Origin of the sequence: Reyranella sp. CPCC 100927 (genome assembly GCF_007859315.1) — a bacterium.
Lineage (GTDB): Bacteria > Pseudomonadota > Alphaproteobacteria > Reyranellales > Reyranellaceae > Vineibacter.
Genome location: NZ_VOHA01000001.1, coordinates 1 through 15295, shown reverse-complemented (window position 1 = coordinate 15295; position 15295 = coordinate 1). Strand labels below are relative to the sequence as shown.

Annotated in this window: 11 protein-coding genes; 1 reads left to right on the top strand and 10 read right to left on the bottom strand. The window is 66.1% G+C overall.

The window, feature by feature from the left end; translation table 11 throughout:
* Positions 1-307: 307 nt before the first annotated feature.
* The 10 genes from FQU96_RS00055 to FQU96_RS00010 form a co-directional block, all read right to left on the bottom strand.
* A complete protein-coding gene (locus FQU96_RS00055) occupies positions 308-1093 on the bottom strand; it encodes an SDR family NAD(P)-dependent oxidoreductase (RefSeq protein WP_146538799.1) in 786 nt (261 codons plus the stop codon).
* Between the two features lie 12 nt (positions 1094-1105).
* Positions 1106-2362 (bottom strand): acetyl-CoA C-acetyltransferase, encoded by a 1257-nt coding sequence (locus tag FQU96_RS00050; protein WP_146538798.1) that lies wholly within the window; start codon positions 2360-2362, stop codon positions 1106-1108.
* Between the two features lie 178 nt (positions 2363-2540).
* Positions 2541-2735, bottom strand: coding sequence for a DUF4175 domain-containing protein (locus FQU96_RS00045; RefSeq protein WP_146538797.1), 195 nt, complete (start codon positions 2733-2735; stop codon positions 2541-2543).
* Positions 2732-3886, bottom strand: coding sequence for a PepSY domain-containing protein (locus tag FQU96_RS00040; protein WP_146538796.1), 1155 nt, complete (start codon positions 3884-3886; stop codon positions 2732-2734). The genes FQU96_RS00045 and FQU96_RS00040 overlap by 4 nt, the downstream gene beginning before the upstream one ends.
* Positions 3887-3901: 15 nt before the next feature.
* Complete coding sequence (locus FQU96_RS00035; RefSeq protein ID WP_178130213.1) at positions 3902-6232, bottom strand: TonB-dependent receptor; 2331 nt, start codon at positions 6230-6232, stop codon at positions 3902-3904.
* 172 nt (positions 6233-6404) lie between these two features.
* Positions 6405-7364 (bottom strand): FecR family protein, encoded by a 960-nt coding sequence (locus FQU96_RS00030; RefSeq protein ID WP_146538794.1) that lies wholly within the window; start codon positions 7362-7364, stop codon positions 6405-6407.
* Between the two features lie 60 nt (positions 7365-7424).
* On the bottom strand, positions 7425-7967 hold the full coding sequence (locus tag FQU96_RS00025; RefSeq protein ID WP_146538793.1) for an RNA polymerase sigma factor: 543 nt from the start codon (positions 7965-7967) through the stop codon (positions 7425-7427).
* 92 nt (positions 7968-8059) lie between these two features.
* Positions 8060-9901, bottom strand: a complete 1842-nt coding sequence (locus tag FQU96_RS00020) for a serine/threonine-protein kinase (protein ID WP_178130211.1) — start codon at positions 9899-9901, stop codon at positions 8060-8062.
* Between the two features lie 66 nt (positions 9902-9967).
* Complete coding sequence (gene mnmE / locus FQU96_RS00015; protein WP_146538791.1) at positions 9968-11440, bottom strand: tRNA uridine-5-carboxymethylaminomethyl(34) synthesis GTPase MnmE; 1473 nt, start codon at positions 11438-11440, stop codon at positions 9968-9970.
* 70 nt (positions 11441-11510) lie between these two features.
* The gene (locus tag FQU96_RS00010; protein WP_178130210.1) at positions 11511-12071 is read right to left on the bottom strand and encodes a helix-hairpin-helix domain-containing protein; all 561 of its coding nucleotides are present in this window, start codon (positions 12069-12071) and stop codon (positions 11511-11513) included.
* Positions 12072-12258: 187 nt separating this feature from the next.
* Here FQU96_RS00010 and FQU96_RS00005 point away from each other — a divergent pair, with 187 nt between their 5' ends.
* On the top strand, positions 12259-15096 hold the full coding sequence (locus FQU96_RS00005) for a [protein-PII] uridylyltransferase (RefSeq protein ID WP_146538789.1): 2838 nt from the start codon (positions 12259-12261) through the stop codon (positions 15094-15096).
* The last annotated feature ends 199 nt before the right edge of the window (positions 15097-15295 follow it).

Genomic DNA, 15295 nt, shown 5'->3' with positions numbered 1-15295 from the left:
GTGCAGACGCTGGGGGCGCGCCACTCCGTGGCGCGTCATGTATCGACCCAGACGAAGACGCGCGACGGAGTCGCGTGCCCCCAGCGTGTGATCGAGCCGCCTTGGCCAGTTCCCTTCAGGATATGATCCATTCCTTCCCGGGGGGAAGGATAGATCTCAAGCGCCCAGAGGCTGTGATCTTATCGCCGCGCGCTGTCATTCCGAGCGTAGCGAGGAATCTTTCAGCAGTTTTTCGCGCCGTTCGCGGCCGAAAAGATCCCTCGCTACGCTCGGGATGACAGGCGTAGGCTCAAAAAATCACAGGCTGTCAGCGGGGCGCCATACGGATCGCACCGTCCAGACGGACGTCCTCACCGTTGAAATAGCCGTTCTCGATCATGGTCAGCGCGAGGTGCGCGAACTCATCCGCACCGCCCAGCCGCTTGGGATAGGGGACGGATGCCCGCAATCCGGCCTTCACACTTTCCGGCGCGCGCGCCAGCAGCGGGGTGTCGAAAATGCCGGGAAGGATTGTGTTCACCCGGATGTTCTCGCCCGACAGGTCGCGTGCGATCGGAAGGGTCATGCCGACGACGCCGGCCTTCGACGCGGTGTACGCGACCTGGCCCATCTGCCCATCTTCCGCTGCCACGGACGCGGTGTTCACGATCGCGCCACGGTCACCGTCCTCCTGCGGCGCCAGGGTCAACATGCCTGCCGCCGATTTGGTGATGCACCGGAAGGTTCCGACCAGGTTGATCTCGATGATGCGGTAGAAATTCTCCATCGGATATTCCTTGATCGAGCCATCCTCCCGCGCCCGACTCGCGGTCTTGGCAGCACCGCCGCCCACGCCGGCGCAATTCACCAGGATACGTTCCTGGCCGTGGGCAGCGCGCGCCTTGGCGAACCCCGCGACGACGGATTCCTCGTTTGCGACATTCACCTCGCAGTAAATGCCGCCGATCTCGGCGGCGACGGCAGTGCCGAGCTCGCGATTGAGATCGAAGAGCGCAACCTTAACGCCCTTGGCGGCAAGTGCGCGCGCCGTCGCGGCGCCAAGGCCGGACGCACCACCGGTAACGACCGCGGCAACCGAGGAATCGAGTTTCATGTCTTATCCCTCTCAGGCTTGAATGCGCTCGATGACAATGGCTGGCGCCATGCCGCCGGCGGCGCACATCGTCACGAGGCCATAACGTCCGCCGCTGCGTTCGAGTTCATCAAGCGCCGTGCCGATCAGGATCGAACCCGTCGCACCGATCGGGTGTCCGAGCGCAATGGCGCCGCCGTTGATGTTGACCTTCTTTCGATCGAGGCCGAGGTCACGAATGAACTTCTCGGCGACAACCGCGAAGGCCTCGTTGATCTCCCAGACGTCGATATCCTCCTTACGCAAACCGGCCTTGGCGAGAACCTTCTTCGCCGCGGGAACAGGCGCGTTCAGCATGAGGGTCGGGTCGTCGCCCTGATTGGCATAGGCCACGATGCGGGCGCGCGGCTTGAGGCCATGCTTCTGCGCGTACGCCTTCGAGGTGATCAGGACAGCCGCGGCGCCATCAACGACGCCGGAACTGTTGCCGGCATGATGGGTACCTTTCCAGTCGAGGTCGGGATAGCGCCGTTGAATCTGCTTCTTGAACGTTGTCCCTTCGCCAAGATCCGCATCGGCGAGCTGTTCGAAGCTCGGCTTCAGAGCGGCGAGCCCTTCGGCCGTCGTTTCCGGGCGCGGGAACTCTTCGCGATCGAGGGCGACACTGCCATCGGCGTTGTACACGGGGACCACCGACCGCGTGAAACGCCCCTCGTCGATGGCCCTTTTGGCCCGCTGCTGGCTCACAAGCGCCAGGGCGTCGCAGGCCTCCCGGCTGATCCCTTCACGCGCGGCAATGGCATCACCGCACACGCCCTGATGCGACTGCGGGTGGACCGCGTCGAGTACCGCGTTGCCGGCACCCATCATCCGGGGCGGTGTGCCTGCCCGGATCCGCTCGGCGGCCAGGCTCTGCTGGTAGCTCATCATCTCGGTGCCGCCGGCGATGACACAGTCCTCCATCCCCGACATCACCGACGCAGCGGCAAGATTGACGGAGGTGATCCCGCCACCGCAAAACCGGTCCAGCGTCGTGCCGCTGGCGGCGATGTCGTAACCGGCCGCGAGCGCCGACATCCGGCCGAGGTCACCGCCCTGTTTGCCTTCCTGCGTCGAGGTCGACCAGATGATGTCGTCCACGGTCGCCGTGTCGAGCTTGTTTCGATCCTTGAGCGCCTTCAAGACCGTCGCCGCAAGCTGCTGCGGATGCAGGTGCGCCAGTGCGCCCTTGCCCGGCTTGCCCACTCCTCGCGGTGTCCGCACGGCATCAACGATAAAGGCTTCAGGCATGGCGCACCTCATCTCCGACGATTTCTGAAGCTTTAGCCGAGCGCGACGCCGGAATCTCGACCAGGAAGACAGGCGTTCCGCACCGCAACACCGCGCAGCACGACGCCGGTCGCGGCAGCCGCCGCGACAGTCGAACCGAATCGCCGACCTGGGCGTCCGCCAGACGCCGATGAGTGTGTTACCGGCGCCGCAACCAGATCGCCCACGCAGCCACTACCATCGGTAGCGCCAGTGTGATCCACGACAACGCATCCCACACGCCGTCCGCCAACAGCGCTGAGATCAGGCCGATGACGGTGGCAACAGCCAGCAGTAGGGGCACACCAAAGACGCGCCACATCGACATCGTCGAATCGGTCGAGCGTAACGTCATCGTTCTGCCCTCACGACCCCATCATCTTGCGTCAGCGTCGCCAACCGCACGTCGATCGATACGCCGCGTCGGGCGATCCAGAGATAGAGGCCGCTACCCAGCACCACGATCGACACGATGTCGAGCAGGGCCCACACGATCTTCAGCGGCAGGCCGCCATAGTCGCCGAAGTGCAGCGGCTGCGAGACCAGCAGCGCCGTGATGTACCACGGCATCTTACGCGTATCGGTCAACCCGGCCGTCCGCGCGTCGACCAGGACGGGCTGGATGAGGCGCTTGGTCAACGCCTCTTCGCCGCGCATCGCCACCATGTAGTGATGACCGCTGCTGAACAGCGTGCCGGGAAAGGCAACGAAGCTCGGCTGCATGCCCGGCGCCGCTCCCTGCGCGGTGACCATCGCCTTGTCGAGCGACCCCGGCTTGTCGACCGGCGGTTGGCCGGCATAGGGCTTCACCATGTCGCCGAGCTGATCGAAGCGCCAGAGCTGGATCAGCAGATCGGCCCAGGTGTTGATGACCCCGGTGCCGCCCACCACCAGCACCCAGCCCACGGTCACGACGCCCAGCAGGTTGTGCAGGTCGAGCCAGCGCGTGCGTGACGTCTTCTCCCGGCGCACGGTGCCGAACGGCAGCTTGCGCATGAAGGGTGCGTAGAGCACCACACCCGACACGATCGCAACCACGAACAAGATGCCCATCAGGCCAAGGAACAGTTTGCCGGGCAACCCGGCAAACATGTCCACGTGCAGGCTCAGCATGATGTCCATGAAACCGAGCCGGCTGCCGGGCTCCATCAGCAGCGCGGCCGTGCGCGCATCGAAGATCATCACGTGGCCCTTGTCGAACGGCTCGACCAGGGTCTTGGCGATGCTGAGGATCACGACGTTGGGCTCATCCGGGTCCCAGACCAGGAACTGCACCACCTGGCCGGGCCGCCGTTCCAGGCCGGCGGCGATGACCCTGTCGAGGCTGGCCTTCGGTGTGTCCGCCGCCATCGCCGGTGGTTCGGGCTTGTCACCGAGCAGGTGCTCGATCTCCTCGTGGAAGATCAGCGGCAAACCCGTGATGCACAGCAGCAACAGAAAAGCCGTGCACACCAGGCTCGACCATTTGTGCACCCAAGACCACTTGCGGATCGCACCCGGGCTCATCGCCGACCTCGTCGATCAGAACGTCGCCTGCACGCCGATACCGAACCAGCGTGGACGCAGGATGTTGGCCTCTTTCTCCACGCCGAACGGCCAGATCGCGGTCGGCTTTCCCGAATTGAACAGATTGTTCACGAAGGCAAAGACGCGGGCGTTGCCATAGCTGAAGCCCGCCTGCGCATTGACCACGACATAGGGATCGACGCGGCCACGCGGATTGCTGGTGGCTCCCGGATTCGCGTTGGCACTGGAATAGTACGACGACGAGTAGCGGCCATCGACACTGATATCGAAGCCGCTGCTGTGCTTGTAGCTCGCACCGGCCGTGGCCGTGAATTTCGGTGACCGCGGCAGTGCTTCGCCCGTGATCCCGGAGCCGGCGTACTTCAAGATCTTCGTCTTCAAGAGGCCGACTTCACCGAAAAATTCCAGACCCGGCAGTGCCAGCCAGCGCGCGCCAAACTCTGCGCCGTACGTCTCCACAGACTTGGCGTTGCGGATCTCGGTCGACGTCGCACTCAGCGCAAACGGAAGCTGCATGTCCTTATAGCGCGAGTAGAAGACATTGCCCGTCAGCTGAAGACGTTTGTCGAAGAGTTCGGCACGCGTATAAGCCTCGTAATTCCACACGTATTCCGGCTTATAGGTGTAGGCGACCTGGGGCGGGTTGAAGCTCACACCAGCACCACCGCCGTTGTAACCCCGCGACACCGTGGCGCCGACCGTCAGCTCGTTGGTGACGTGCCAGGCAAGCCCGACCTTGGGCAGAAACTCGGTGTAGGTTTCGTTGAAGTTCACATCGAACAGCGGCGCGTTGCCGCCGACACGCCGGCGGTGCTCACGCTCCAGACGGCCGCCCAGCGTAAGATCGAGGTCGCCGAACATCCGCAGCGTCGCTTCGCCATAGGCGGCCAACGTCGTCGTGCGGTCATCCCACCGGTTGAGGCTGATAAAATCCAGCCAGTCGTCCTGATTGGCCCGAAAGAAGTAGAGGCCGGCGAAGCCTTTCAGGCGTCCGTCCATTCCAGTGAACTGCAATCGCGGTTCCGCCAGGAACTCACGGCTGTGCACGTAGGCCGGTCCATCAATGCGGTCCTTCACCAGCCGCTTCACCTTCACATCAGCCAGTGAGAATGTGTTTTGGAAGGTCAATGCGTCGGAAATCTTCCATGTCGTTTCCATAACACCGCTGGTCGCGGTCGGCTGAAACACCGGCATGTCCGACGACGACGTCGTCGGCCGATGGTCGCGGTACGGCTCCTTCACGAGGTCAGTCTGCGGACCACGATAGTCCTGGTGGGTTACCGTGATCAGTGTCGAGAAGCCGGGCAGCGCTTCCGGCTGAATCAGCACCTTGCCGCGCACCGTCAGCGACCGGTAGTCGCCTGGATCCTTGGCGCCACCGAAGCCCTGGAAATGCACGAAGCTATCGTAGGCCTTGTAGTCGACGGCCAGACGGAACGCGAGTTCATCCTTGACCAGCGGTGCCGACGCGACGGCCGAATACTGCTGCTGGTTCTGGTTGCCGAAGATCACACGGCCGCCGATCTCCGTTTCCGTAAGAGACGGATCGCGTGTCTTGACGACGATGGCGCCGCCGATCGAGTTGCGTCCCTGCAAGGTGCTTTGTGGACCGCGGAACACCTCGACACGCTCGACGTCCCAGAGCGACAGGTCGCCAAAGATCGCCTCGTTGAAGCTGAGTGGCCGGCCGTCCACGGTGTAGGTGATGCGCGGCCGGATGCCGCCGACGAAGGCGTCGACGCCTTGCGCCGGGCCGGTACCGTCGATGCCACGGATCGCCGGCGCCAGGTTGCTGGACTCGGTCGACACGACGTTGGGAATCCGCGCCAGCACGTCGTTGGTGCTGGCAACGCCGGGCCGCTTGCGGTCGAGCTCCGACGGGCCGAAGACGCTCACGCTGCTGGCCGTGTCACGCAGCGAACGCTGCACCTTCTCGCCCGCCACCGTGATGGGTGCCAGCGTGGTGATATCCGGCGACAACGCAGACGCCTGGACCTTCTCGAGCGTTGCCGCGCGTGGTCCGGTGAACCGGGTCAGCAGCCCAGTGCCACCCACCAGCCGCCGCAGCGCTTCTTCAGGCGCCATCGAGCCGGACACGCCGGGTGACTGCAGGCCGCTGGTGATGCGGCTGTCGTAGATGACCTGCACGCCGGTGGCGGCGGCATAGGCTGCCAGGGCCGAATCCAGCGGCTGAGCCGGAATGTTGAACTGCTGTGCTTGCGCGACCAGGGGAGGTGCTGTCGGGGGTGACTGCGCTGCGGCCGGTACACCGGCTGACATCGCCAGCAGGACCAGCGGCCATTGCCACGGCGTATGAGTTCCCACGCGCTCCGCCTTCCGACGTCCGCGCGCCACGGATGCCTTCCCAGTCGTTGTCCTCATTGGTCCCCCAAGAACACGCACATTCACTGCCCATATCGCGAATGCGAATGGGTCTTACTTTCATTGACGTGCGGAGACCCTCGTGACCGAATCGCGCTGAAAGAACTTTTTTCGCCTAGCGGAGGATGACCACACCTGCCGGCAGGTAGGTCGCGTGCAGGCCCAGGCTGTGCTCGATGTGAGCCAGCGCCTCGTCGAGCCGGTCGAGGTGAAAGACGCCGGTCACCTTGCGCCGGGCGGCCGCCGCGCTGTCGATCCAGACCCGGCCGCGGCGGTAGCGGTTGATCTCATCGACGACATGACCCAGCGTGCGGTCGCGAAACACCAGCATGCCGCCCCGCCAGGCGTTCTCTGCAGCAATGTCGACCCGCATGTCGGAACGCACACCGTTGCCATCATAGGTGACCACGCCACCGGCCGGCAGACGGACGTCCGCACCCGCCGACACCGCGACAGCACCTTCCTCGCAGATCACCCGGGTGATCTCACCCTGGCGACGCACGGCAAACAGGGTGCCTGTGGCCATCGTCGTCCCGGCGCCGGCAGCCACCACAAAGGGACGCTGTGGGTCCTGGACGACGGCAAACGACGCCTCGCCGTCAATCAGCACAACCCGACGCTGCTGCGCCGTGAACGCAACGGACAGGCTGGTGCGGGTGTTGAGCGTTGCCACGCTGCCGTCCGGCAGCGCTACCCGCTTCTGCTCGCCTGTCGCCGTGTAATGATCCGCCAACCAGCCACGCGCCGAAGGCAGATAGCCCAGCCCGACTCCGGCCACCATCACCGCGGCCGCCGCCGCGACCAGCGCGCCACCCGCCATCATCGCGCGCCGGCCTCGCAGCGGCGGCCGCGACGTCACCGCTGTTGCGGGCAATCGCACGGCCTGACCGGTGCGCTTCCACAGCACCGCGGCGGAGCGAAAGGCAGCCTCATGTGCCGGACTGCGTCGCCGCCAGGCTGCCACGGCATCGGCATCCTCGTGCGTCGCCGTGCCAGAGGTCAAACGAACAACCCAAACACGCGCCTCGCGCGCAAGGGCGTCGGCCCTCGCTGTGTCATCAGGAAAATCCGACATGAACCCGACCGCTTCCCGCGCCTGAACACAACCATGACGCTAGTGCGCTATTCCCGTCTATCAAGACGATTCGGGTGCACGAGGACCGAAGCGGCGAACGAGGTTTTTTTCCAGGCGTCGGGCACAGTGCTCCAGCGCGCGCTGCACATTGATCTCCACAGCCCGTGTGGAAATGCCGTGCCGCTCGGCAATCTCGCGATGGGTTTGCGCGCCCAGGCGCGCCGCCAGGAAAATCGCGCGACGCCGTGCCGGCAGTTCATCGAGCGCCCGTTGCAGGAATGCCAGCTCATCGCGCGACGCCGCGATTGCGGATGCATCCGGCGCTTCGTCGGGCACGTCGAGCAGCGCGTCGATCTCGCCGGCGGCCAGCGGCCGGCGGGCCTCGCTGCGCTGGTGGTCCACCGCCAGGTTGGCCGCGATCCGGAACAGATACGCACGCGGATTGGCGATCGCCGGCGCACCACCACTGGCGATGCGCAGCCAGGCTTCCTGCGTCAGGTCCTCCGCCGTGGCATCGTTGCCCAGCCGGCGCGCCAGGAACCGGGTCAACGCGTCGCGCTGCTCGGTGAAAACGGCCAGAAGTTTCTGGTACGGGTCGGACATCCTGCTCCGCCATGGCTGCGGCGGTGCCGACCATCGGGAATTGGCACGCTAGCTCCATTGAGAACGATTCGCAACGATCGGCCGCGCCCGCATCATTGTTTCGAGAGGCTGAGCGTGCAATTGGCGGATCCGTCGGACCATCCCGGAGACCGAACGGCTCCTGCGGCCTCTACGCTGGTTTCGGTTGAGCGTCCGTTCAGTTCTCCCTGGACAGACGCTCCCGGACGCCGATCGGAAGCACCGAGCAAGGACACTCTGACGCGATCACCCCGCAGCTCGAGTGCGAGTTCGAGGGGATTGCGGCGGTAGGTGCCACGACCATTGCCGATCGTCAGCTCAATCGTCTGGTTGCGAGACAGCAGATCGTCGCACCGCAGTGTTCCCGTCCATCGACCATCATAGGCGGACACGCCGTCGGCCGGTGGTGCTGCCGTCGCGGACTGGGGCTGGCGTCTCCGTTCCTCGTCGGCGCGCCGCGTCTCCTCAGCCCGGCGCGCTTCATCCTGTCGACGCAGATCCTCGTCGTAGCGACTGAGCGCTGGCGCCGCCTGACGGTACAACATTGGCAGCTGCACGGCGGTCAGAAAGCCGGTGTCCATCACATTTTGGTTTTTCTGCCACAGCGCGATCATCTGCCGGGTACGGGCACCGAAATACCCATCACTGCCACGCGTATCATGGCCCAACGACGTGAGTGCGATCTGCACCCGCCGCCGATCCTGCTCCGACAGTCGCAAGGCGGCTTCGGCCGCTTCTGCTTGCCGTCGTGCCTCGGAATCGGCTTTTGCCTTGTCTTCCACGGGCTTGCGCGCCGCGTCTTCCTGCGGCGGCAGAACAGCAGACTGGCCTTGTCGCGGTGCCTCCACCGCGGGCCGAAAACTCATCCAGGCGATCGTCGCACCCACCGCCATCACGCCGCACGCCATCGCTGCTGCCAGTCTGGGGCGGAGTTTCGTCGGCGCCTGCAGGGGTACCAGCGGCTCATGCATCCGCCGGGTGATCGTATCCCGCGGCATGACCGTTGCCGCCGGCGGCATGACCGCCATCATCCGTCGCCAGGCCCCGATCGTCTGTGGCCGCTCCCCTGCCTTCAACCTGAGACCGGCGTCGATCACCGTCAGCAGGCTGGCCGTGTAGTGCCCACGGCCGAGCACGGCGGCTGGCGCCAGACGGTCGTCCGCCATCCGTTGCAGCGCCGGCGGCGGCGGCGTGCCAGCGACGCAACGGTACAGAGTCGCGGCCATACCGTAGATGTCGGTCCACGGTCCTTGTCTGCCCGCTGTCGCCTGCTCGGGCGCGGCGTAACCCGGCGTCACGATGGCCGTCATCGCCTGCGTGCGCCCCTGCAGTGCCAAGCGCGACGCACCGAAGTCGATCAGGGTCGGCAGGCCATTGCTGTCGATCAGGATATTGGATGGCGTGATATCGCGATGCACGAAGCCCGCCTCATGCACCCGCTCCAAGCCGTCCAGCAGGGGCGTCAAAAAATGCTCGATCACCGTCTGCGTCAACCGCTCCGTGCGCCGCAGACGCGCCTCCAGCGTCTCGCCCCGCACCAGTGCCATGACCATGTAGGCCGTGCCGTTCGCCTCGAGGAAATCGTGCACGCCGACGATACCCGGCGCCGCCTCCAGTCGCGCCAGAGTCCGCGCTTCATCGAGAAAGCGCTCGCGGCCCCAATGGAAATCATCGGCCGCCTTCGCCGTGCGCGGTAGAACCGTCAGACCGCCCAGCCGCTTGGCGCAACTCGTCGGTAGATACTCCTTGATCGCAACCTCGCGATCCAGCTGCGTGTCGCGCGCGCGATAGGTGATACCGAAGCCGCCCTGGCCCAGTACGTCGACAATCTCGTACTTGGCGATGAGCGTACCCACCGGCAGGACGCCGAACGGATCACCATCGTCGGACTGTGGTTGCAGGAGAGATCCCGTCACACGATCGCCTCCCATCGTGTACGGTATCGATGGTCCAACAACCGCTGGTTTGACGCAAGGCGACGCTTACTTGCCGATGCAAAAATCGCGGAAGATCACATCGAGCAGGTCCTCGACGCCAACGCGGCCGGTGATCCGGCCCAGCGCCCGCGCGGCCAGCCGCACATCCTCGGCCATCAGTTCGGGCAGCGCCGCCTGGGTCGGCGGCGCCAGCGCACGGTCGAGCGCGGCCAGGCAATGCGTCAGCGCTTCCCGATGGCGCGCCCGTGTCAGCGGCGGCGGCGCCAGCACACGATCACGCGCTGCCGTATCCGCATCGCCATCCGGTGCCTCGCCCAACAACCGTGCCACAGCGGTCCCGAGCCGCTTGAGCAGCGCCGGCACGCCTTCGCCGGTCTGCGCCGAGACGGCGACATGCGGCGGCTGAGGGCCAGCAGCGGCGCGGTCTGTCACCAGGTCGATCTTGTTGACGACGATCACATCGACCGCCGGCTGCCATGTCGTCAGAGCGCCGCGGGCGGCGGCGGCCATCGCCGGCCAGTCAGCGGCCTGTCCGGCCTGCGCCGCGGCCGGAACAACCAGCACGCGCAGGTCGGCATCTTCGGCGCGGGCGCGGGCGCGACGTACCCCTTCCACTTCGATGGGATCGACGGTATCGCGCAGACCCGCAGTGTCGGCGACAGTGACGGGATAGCCGTCGAGGTCGAGATGGACGTCGATCACATCGCGTGTCGTGCCGGCCACGGTCGAGACGATCGCCGCCTCGCGCTGCGCAATCAGGTTCAGCAGCGACGACTTGCCGGCGTTGGGCGGTCCGACGATGGCGATCGAGACACCATCGCGCAGCCGCTCGCCCCGCCGGTCGTCCAGGTGGCCGGCAATCGCGGCCCTCAGCACCACCAGGTCGGGCCGCACCGCCCCGGCGATGCCGTGCGGCAGGTCTTCGTCGGGAAAATCGATGTCGGCTTCCAGGTGAGCCAGCGCCCGCAGCAGCACCGTGCGCCAGTCCTCGTACAACAGCCCCAACGCGCCATCGACCTGGCGCAATGCCTGGCGCCGCTGGGCCGCGGTCTCGGCGCCGACCAGGTCGGCAATGCCCTCGGCGGCGGTCAGGTCGAGCTTGCCATGCTCGAAGGCGCGGCGCGTGAACTCGCCCGGTTCAGCCAGCCGGCAGAACGGCAGCCGGGCAATCGCCGCCAGCGCCGCCTCGATGACGGCGCGGCCGCCGTGGAGATGAAATTCGGCGACATCCTCGCCGGTATAGGATCGTGGCGCTGCAAAACGCATGGCCAACCCGCGATCGATCACCTCCCCGGTCACCGGGTCCAGGAACGGTCGCAGTACCGGCTGGCGCGGTGGCGGCAGTGCAGGATCACGCGCCGAGCCGCCGCGGGCAAAAGCGCCGGGTTCCGTCAGGAAAACGAAGGCATCGCCCACGCGCGGGCCGGACAGGCGGATGACCGCCACGCCGGCGCCACCGCGCCGCGCCGGCAGCGCCGACGCCAGGGCATAGATCGTATCGCTCCCCGCGGTGGTCATGAGCGGGCGATACTATGAGCTACAGGCTGATCGCTCCAGTCATCCAGACGGCTGACCGACGCGACCGTTTTTACTGCTTGGGCTCGGCGGCCGGTGTCGGCAGCGGCACCGGGGCACCAGCCGGCGTCTTGGCGGCCGGGGCCGCGCCCTTGGCCTTGGCCACCGGCGCGCTGGGCGCCACGCCCGATGCCGTGATGCAGGACCTGATCTTGTCGTACACCGCTTTCTTGAGGACCTTCTTCTTCACCAGATCCTCAGGCGCCGCATAAGGCCGAGCCTTCACGATGGCATTGGCGCGCTGCACGCCGATCTGCGGCAGCTTCTTCAGGCTGTCGGTGGAGGCGCTGTTGACGTCGACTTTCTCATCGGGGCAGGTGGTGGCCTGCGCCGGCTTGGTGGTTGCCGGCTTGGTGCCCGGCGTCGGCGTCTTGGCCGGCTCGGTCTTGGTCGAGGGCGCCGGTGTTGACGGCGGCGTGGGGGTGGACGGCGGCGTTGCCGATGGCGCCGGTGGGGCAGACGGCGTGCCACTGGGTGGCGGCAGCGGCTGGGACTGAACCTGCGCCAGCAACGGGGTCGCCAGCAATACGGTGCCGGCCAGCAACGCCGGCAGAACGAGTCTGATACGAGCCATGATCTTTTCCTCCATAACGGCCCGAGGGGAGGGCCGGACGCAATAAACTTGCACAGCCAACCGTTTATCGGTTGAGGGCGGCGGGCTCGCAGGCCCTAGATCGCCGCCGCAAGACGGCAAAAGTGCGGCATCGGCCGGCCCCTGTCACCGGTTGCGCGTGGCCTGTAAGATGGGCACAAGGAGCACCATGGCCGCCGGCCACTACGACCACATCCCGCGCCGCCGCGACATCATCGACCGCAAGGCCCTGATGGCGGCAATCGAAACGCTGCTGGACGATGCACCGGCCGGCACCGAGCCACCGCGCGCGCCCACGCTGGCGCTGTTCAAGGAGGCGCTGGCCAAGGGACGGGCCGAGATCCGCCATCGGTTCTACGGCGACAGCAGCGACCGCACCGGCGGAGCCACCCGTGGCCTCAACGACGGACCGGCCGTACTGGCGGCAACCTCGTTCCTGATGGACCAGCTGCTGCGGGTGTTGTTCGACCTTGCCAACGAACATGCCTTCCCCGCCGCCAACCCCAGCATGGCCGAACAGATCACGCTGGTGGCGACCGGCGGCTATGGTCGCGCTGAGCTGGCGCCTCAGTCGGATATCGATCTCCTGTTCCTGCTGCCTTACAAGCAGACGCCGCGCGGCGAACAGATCGTCGAGTACATTCTCTACCTGTTGTGGGATCTGGGGCTGAAGGTGGGGCATGCGACTCGTTCGGTCGAGGAGTGTATCCGCCAAGCTGACAGGGACGTGACGATCCGCACTGCGCTGCTGGAAGCCCGCTATCTGTGGGGCGAGCAGGCGTTGTTCGAAACCTTGCGCCGTGAGTTTTCGCAGAAGTTCCTGGTCGGCGAGGGCCTGGACTTTCTCGAGGCCAAGCTGGCCGAACGCGATTCGCGGCATCAGCGCATGGGCGATTCCCGCTATGTCGTGGAGCCCAACGTCAAGGAAGGCAAAGGCGGCCTGCGCGACCTGCAGACGCTGTACTGGATCGCCAAATATCTGTACCGCGTCGCCGATGTCGCCGGCATGGTCGACAAGCATGTGCTGACGTCAGGCGAAGCACGCCAGTTCCGGCGCGCCGAGCAGTTCCTCGTGACGGTACGCTGCCATATCCACTACCTGACCGGACGGCCCGACGATCGCCTGCCGTTCGACCTGCAGCGCGAGATCGCGCGGCTGCTGGGCTATGCCGATCGGCCCGGCTCGCGCGGTGTCGAGCGCTTCATGAAGCACTATTACCTGCACGCCAAGACGGTGGGCGACCTGACGCGCATCTTCGTGGCGGCGCTGGAGGATTCACGCCGGCGCAAGCCGCGCCTGCGCGTGCTGTGGGAGACCTTGCGACCCAAGCAGCTGGAAGGCTTCCGCATCGACGGCCAACGGCTGGCGGTGGCCGGCATCGACGACTTCGCCAAGGATCCGGTCTGCTTCCTGCGCCTGTTCCATGTCGCGCAGGAAAACGACATCGACATCCATCCCGCGACCTTGCGGCTGATCACCCAGAACATCAAGCTGGTCGACGCCCGGCTGCGCGACAACCCGGAGGCCAATCGCCTGTTCATGGCGATGCTGACCTCGCGCAAGGATCCCGAGACGACCTTGCGGCGGCTCAATGAAGCCGGCGTCTTCGGCCGCTTCATTCCTGACTTCGGCCGTGTCGTGGCGCAGACCCAGCACGACATGTACCACACGTACACGGTCGACGAGCACACGATCCGCGCCATCGGCATCCTGTCGCGCATCGAGGCCGGCACGCTGACGGAAGACCTGCCGGTATCGTCCGATATCGTGCACAAGGTGCTGTCGCGCGAGGTGCTCTATCTCTCGGTGCTGCTGCATGACATCGCCAAGGGCCGCGGCGGCGATCATTCGGTGCTGGGCGCCGAGGTGGCCAACCAGCTCGGCCCGCGGCTGGGTCTCGATCCAGCCGAAACCGAAACCGTTGCCTGGCTGGTGCGCTATCACTTGGCGATGTCGGGCACGGCGTTCCAGCGCGACCTGCTGGACCCCAAGACCATCACCGATTTCGCCCAGCTGGTGCAATCGCCCGAGCGGCTGCGCCTGCTGCTGGTGCTGACCGTCTGCGACATCCGCGCCGTCGGCCCCAATGTCTGGAACGGCTGGAAGGCGGCGCTGCTGCGGCAGCTCTATTTCGCCACCGAACAGGTCCTTTCGGGCGGCACCCTGCAAGGCGGTCGCCGCACCCGGGTCAGCTGGGCCCAGACCGAGACGGCCAAGCTGCTGTCGGACTGGAGCGACGCCGACAAGGACGCCCTGGCGGCCAGCGCCAGCGCCGCCTACTGGCTGTCGTTCGAGCCCCCGGTCCTGGCGCGCCACGCGCGCATGGTCCGCGAGGCCGAGCGCACCGGTGCGCACCTGCGCATCGAGCACCGCGTCGATCCCGTCCGCTCGGCCACCGAGGTTACGATCTACACCGTCGACACGCACGGCCTGTTCGCCCGTCTGGCCGGCGCCATGGCGGTGTCGGGCGCGACCATCGTCGATGCCAAGATCTTCACGCTCAACAGCGGCATGGCGCTCGACACGTTCTGGATCCAGGACCTCGAGGGCAAGCCCTACGACCGGCCCGACCGGCTGGCGCGCCTGCGGGCACGCATCGAGCTTGCCCTGGTCAACCGGTTGGACATCGCCATCGAACTGCAGCGCCAGCAGCCGAACTACCCGACGCGGGACCGGGTCTTCACCGTCGAACCGCGGGTACTGATCGACAACAACGCCTCCAACAACCACACGGTGCTGGAGGTGAACGGACGCGACCGGCCCGGCTTCCTGCATGTCGTGACGCGGGCATTGACCGGCCTCAACCTGCAGATCGCCTCGGCCCATATCACGACCTACGGCGAACGCGCCGTCGACGTCTTCTACGTCAAGGACGTGTTCGGCCTGAAGGTGGTGAACCCCCGCAAGCTGTCCGAAATCGAGACGACGATCGAAGAGGCGATCCGCGCCTTCGACGCCACGTTCCAACGCCAGACGCCGGCGGCCCGCCACACCGCGGCGGAATAGTCCTCCCCCACCGCGCGCTCCCGTATTCACACATCGTGCTCGTTATCGGGAAACGCAAACGCGGGCTGGACAGGCGGCGCGCTGCGCCGGGGATCCGCTGCCGGGTGTGCCGGCGTGGAACGGGATCGACGATCCGCGCGAGACATCCCGAAGATTTATTGTCGATGTCGATCTTTGGACTCTTGTCGGCGCCGCACCC

Bases quoted from the DNA above. Each gene is read 5' to 3' on its own strand.
- mnmE (WP_146538791.1), bottom strand. From the start codon at position 11,440: ATGACCACCGCGGGGAGCGATACGATCTATGCCCTGGCGTCGGCGCTG.
- FQU96_RS00045 (WP_146538797.1), bottom strand. From the start codon at position 2,735: ATGACGTTACGCTCGACCGATTCGACGATGTCGATGTGGCGCGTCTTT.
- FQU96_RS00005 (WP_146538789.1), top strand. From the start codon at position 12,259: ATGGCCGCCGGCCACTACGACCACATCCCGCGCCGCCGCGACATCATC.
- FQU96_RS00055 (WP_146538799.1), bottom strand. From the start codon at position 1,093: ATGAAACTCGATTCCTCGGTTGCCGCGGTCGTTACCGGTGGTGCGTCC.
- FQU96_RS00010 (WP_178130210.1), bottom strand. From the start codon at position 12,071: ATGGCTCGTATCAGACTCGTTCTGCCGGCGTTGCTGGCCGGCACCGTA.
- FQU96_RS00040 (WP_146538796.1), bottom strand. From the start codon at position 3,886: ATGAGCCCGGGTGCGATCCGCAAGTGGTCTTGGGTGCACAAATGGTCG.
- FQU96_RS00050 (WP_146538798.1), bottom strand. From the start codon at position 2,362: ATGCCTGAAGCCTTTATCGTTGATGCCGTGCGGACACCGCGAGGAGTG.
- FQU96_RS00030 (WP_146538794.1), bottom strand. From the start codon at position 7,364: ATGTCGGATTTTCCTGATGACACAGCGAGGGCCGACGCCCTTGCGCGC.
- FQU96_RS00025 (WP_146538793.1), bottom strand. From the start codon at position 7,967: ATGTCCGACCCGTACCAGAAACTTCTGGCCGTTTTCACCGAGCAGCGC.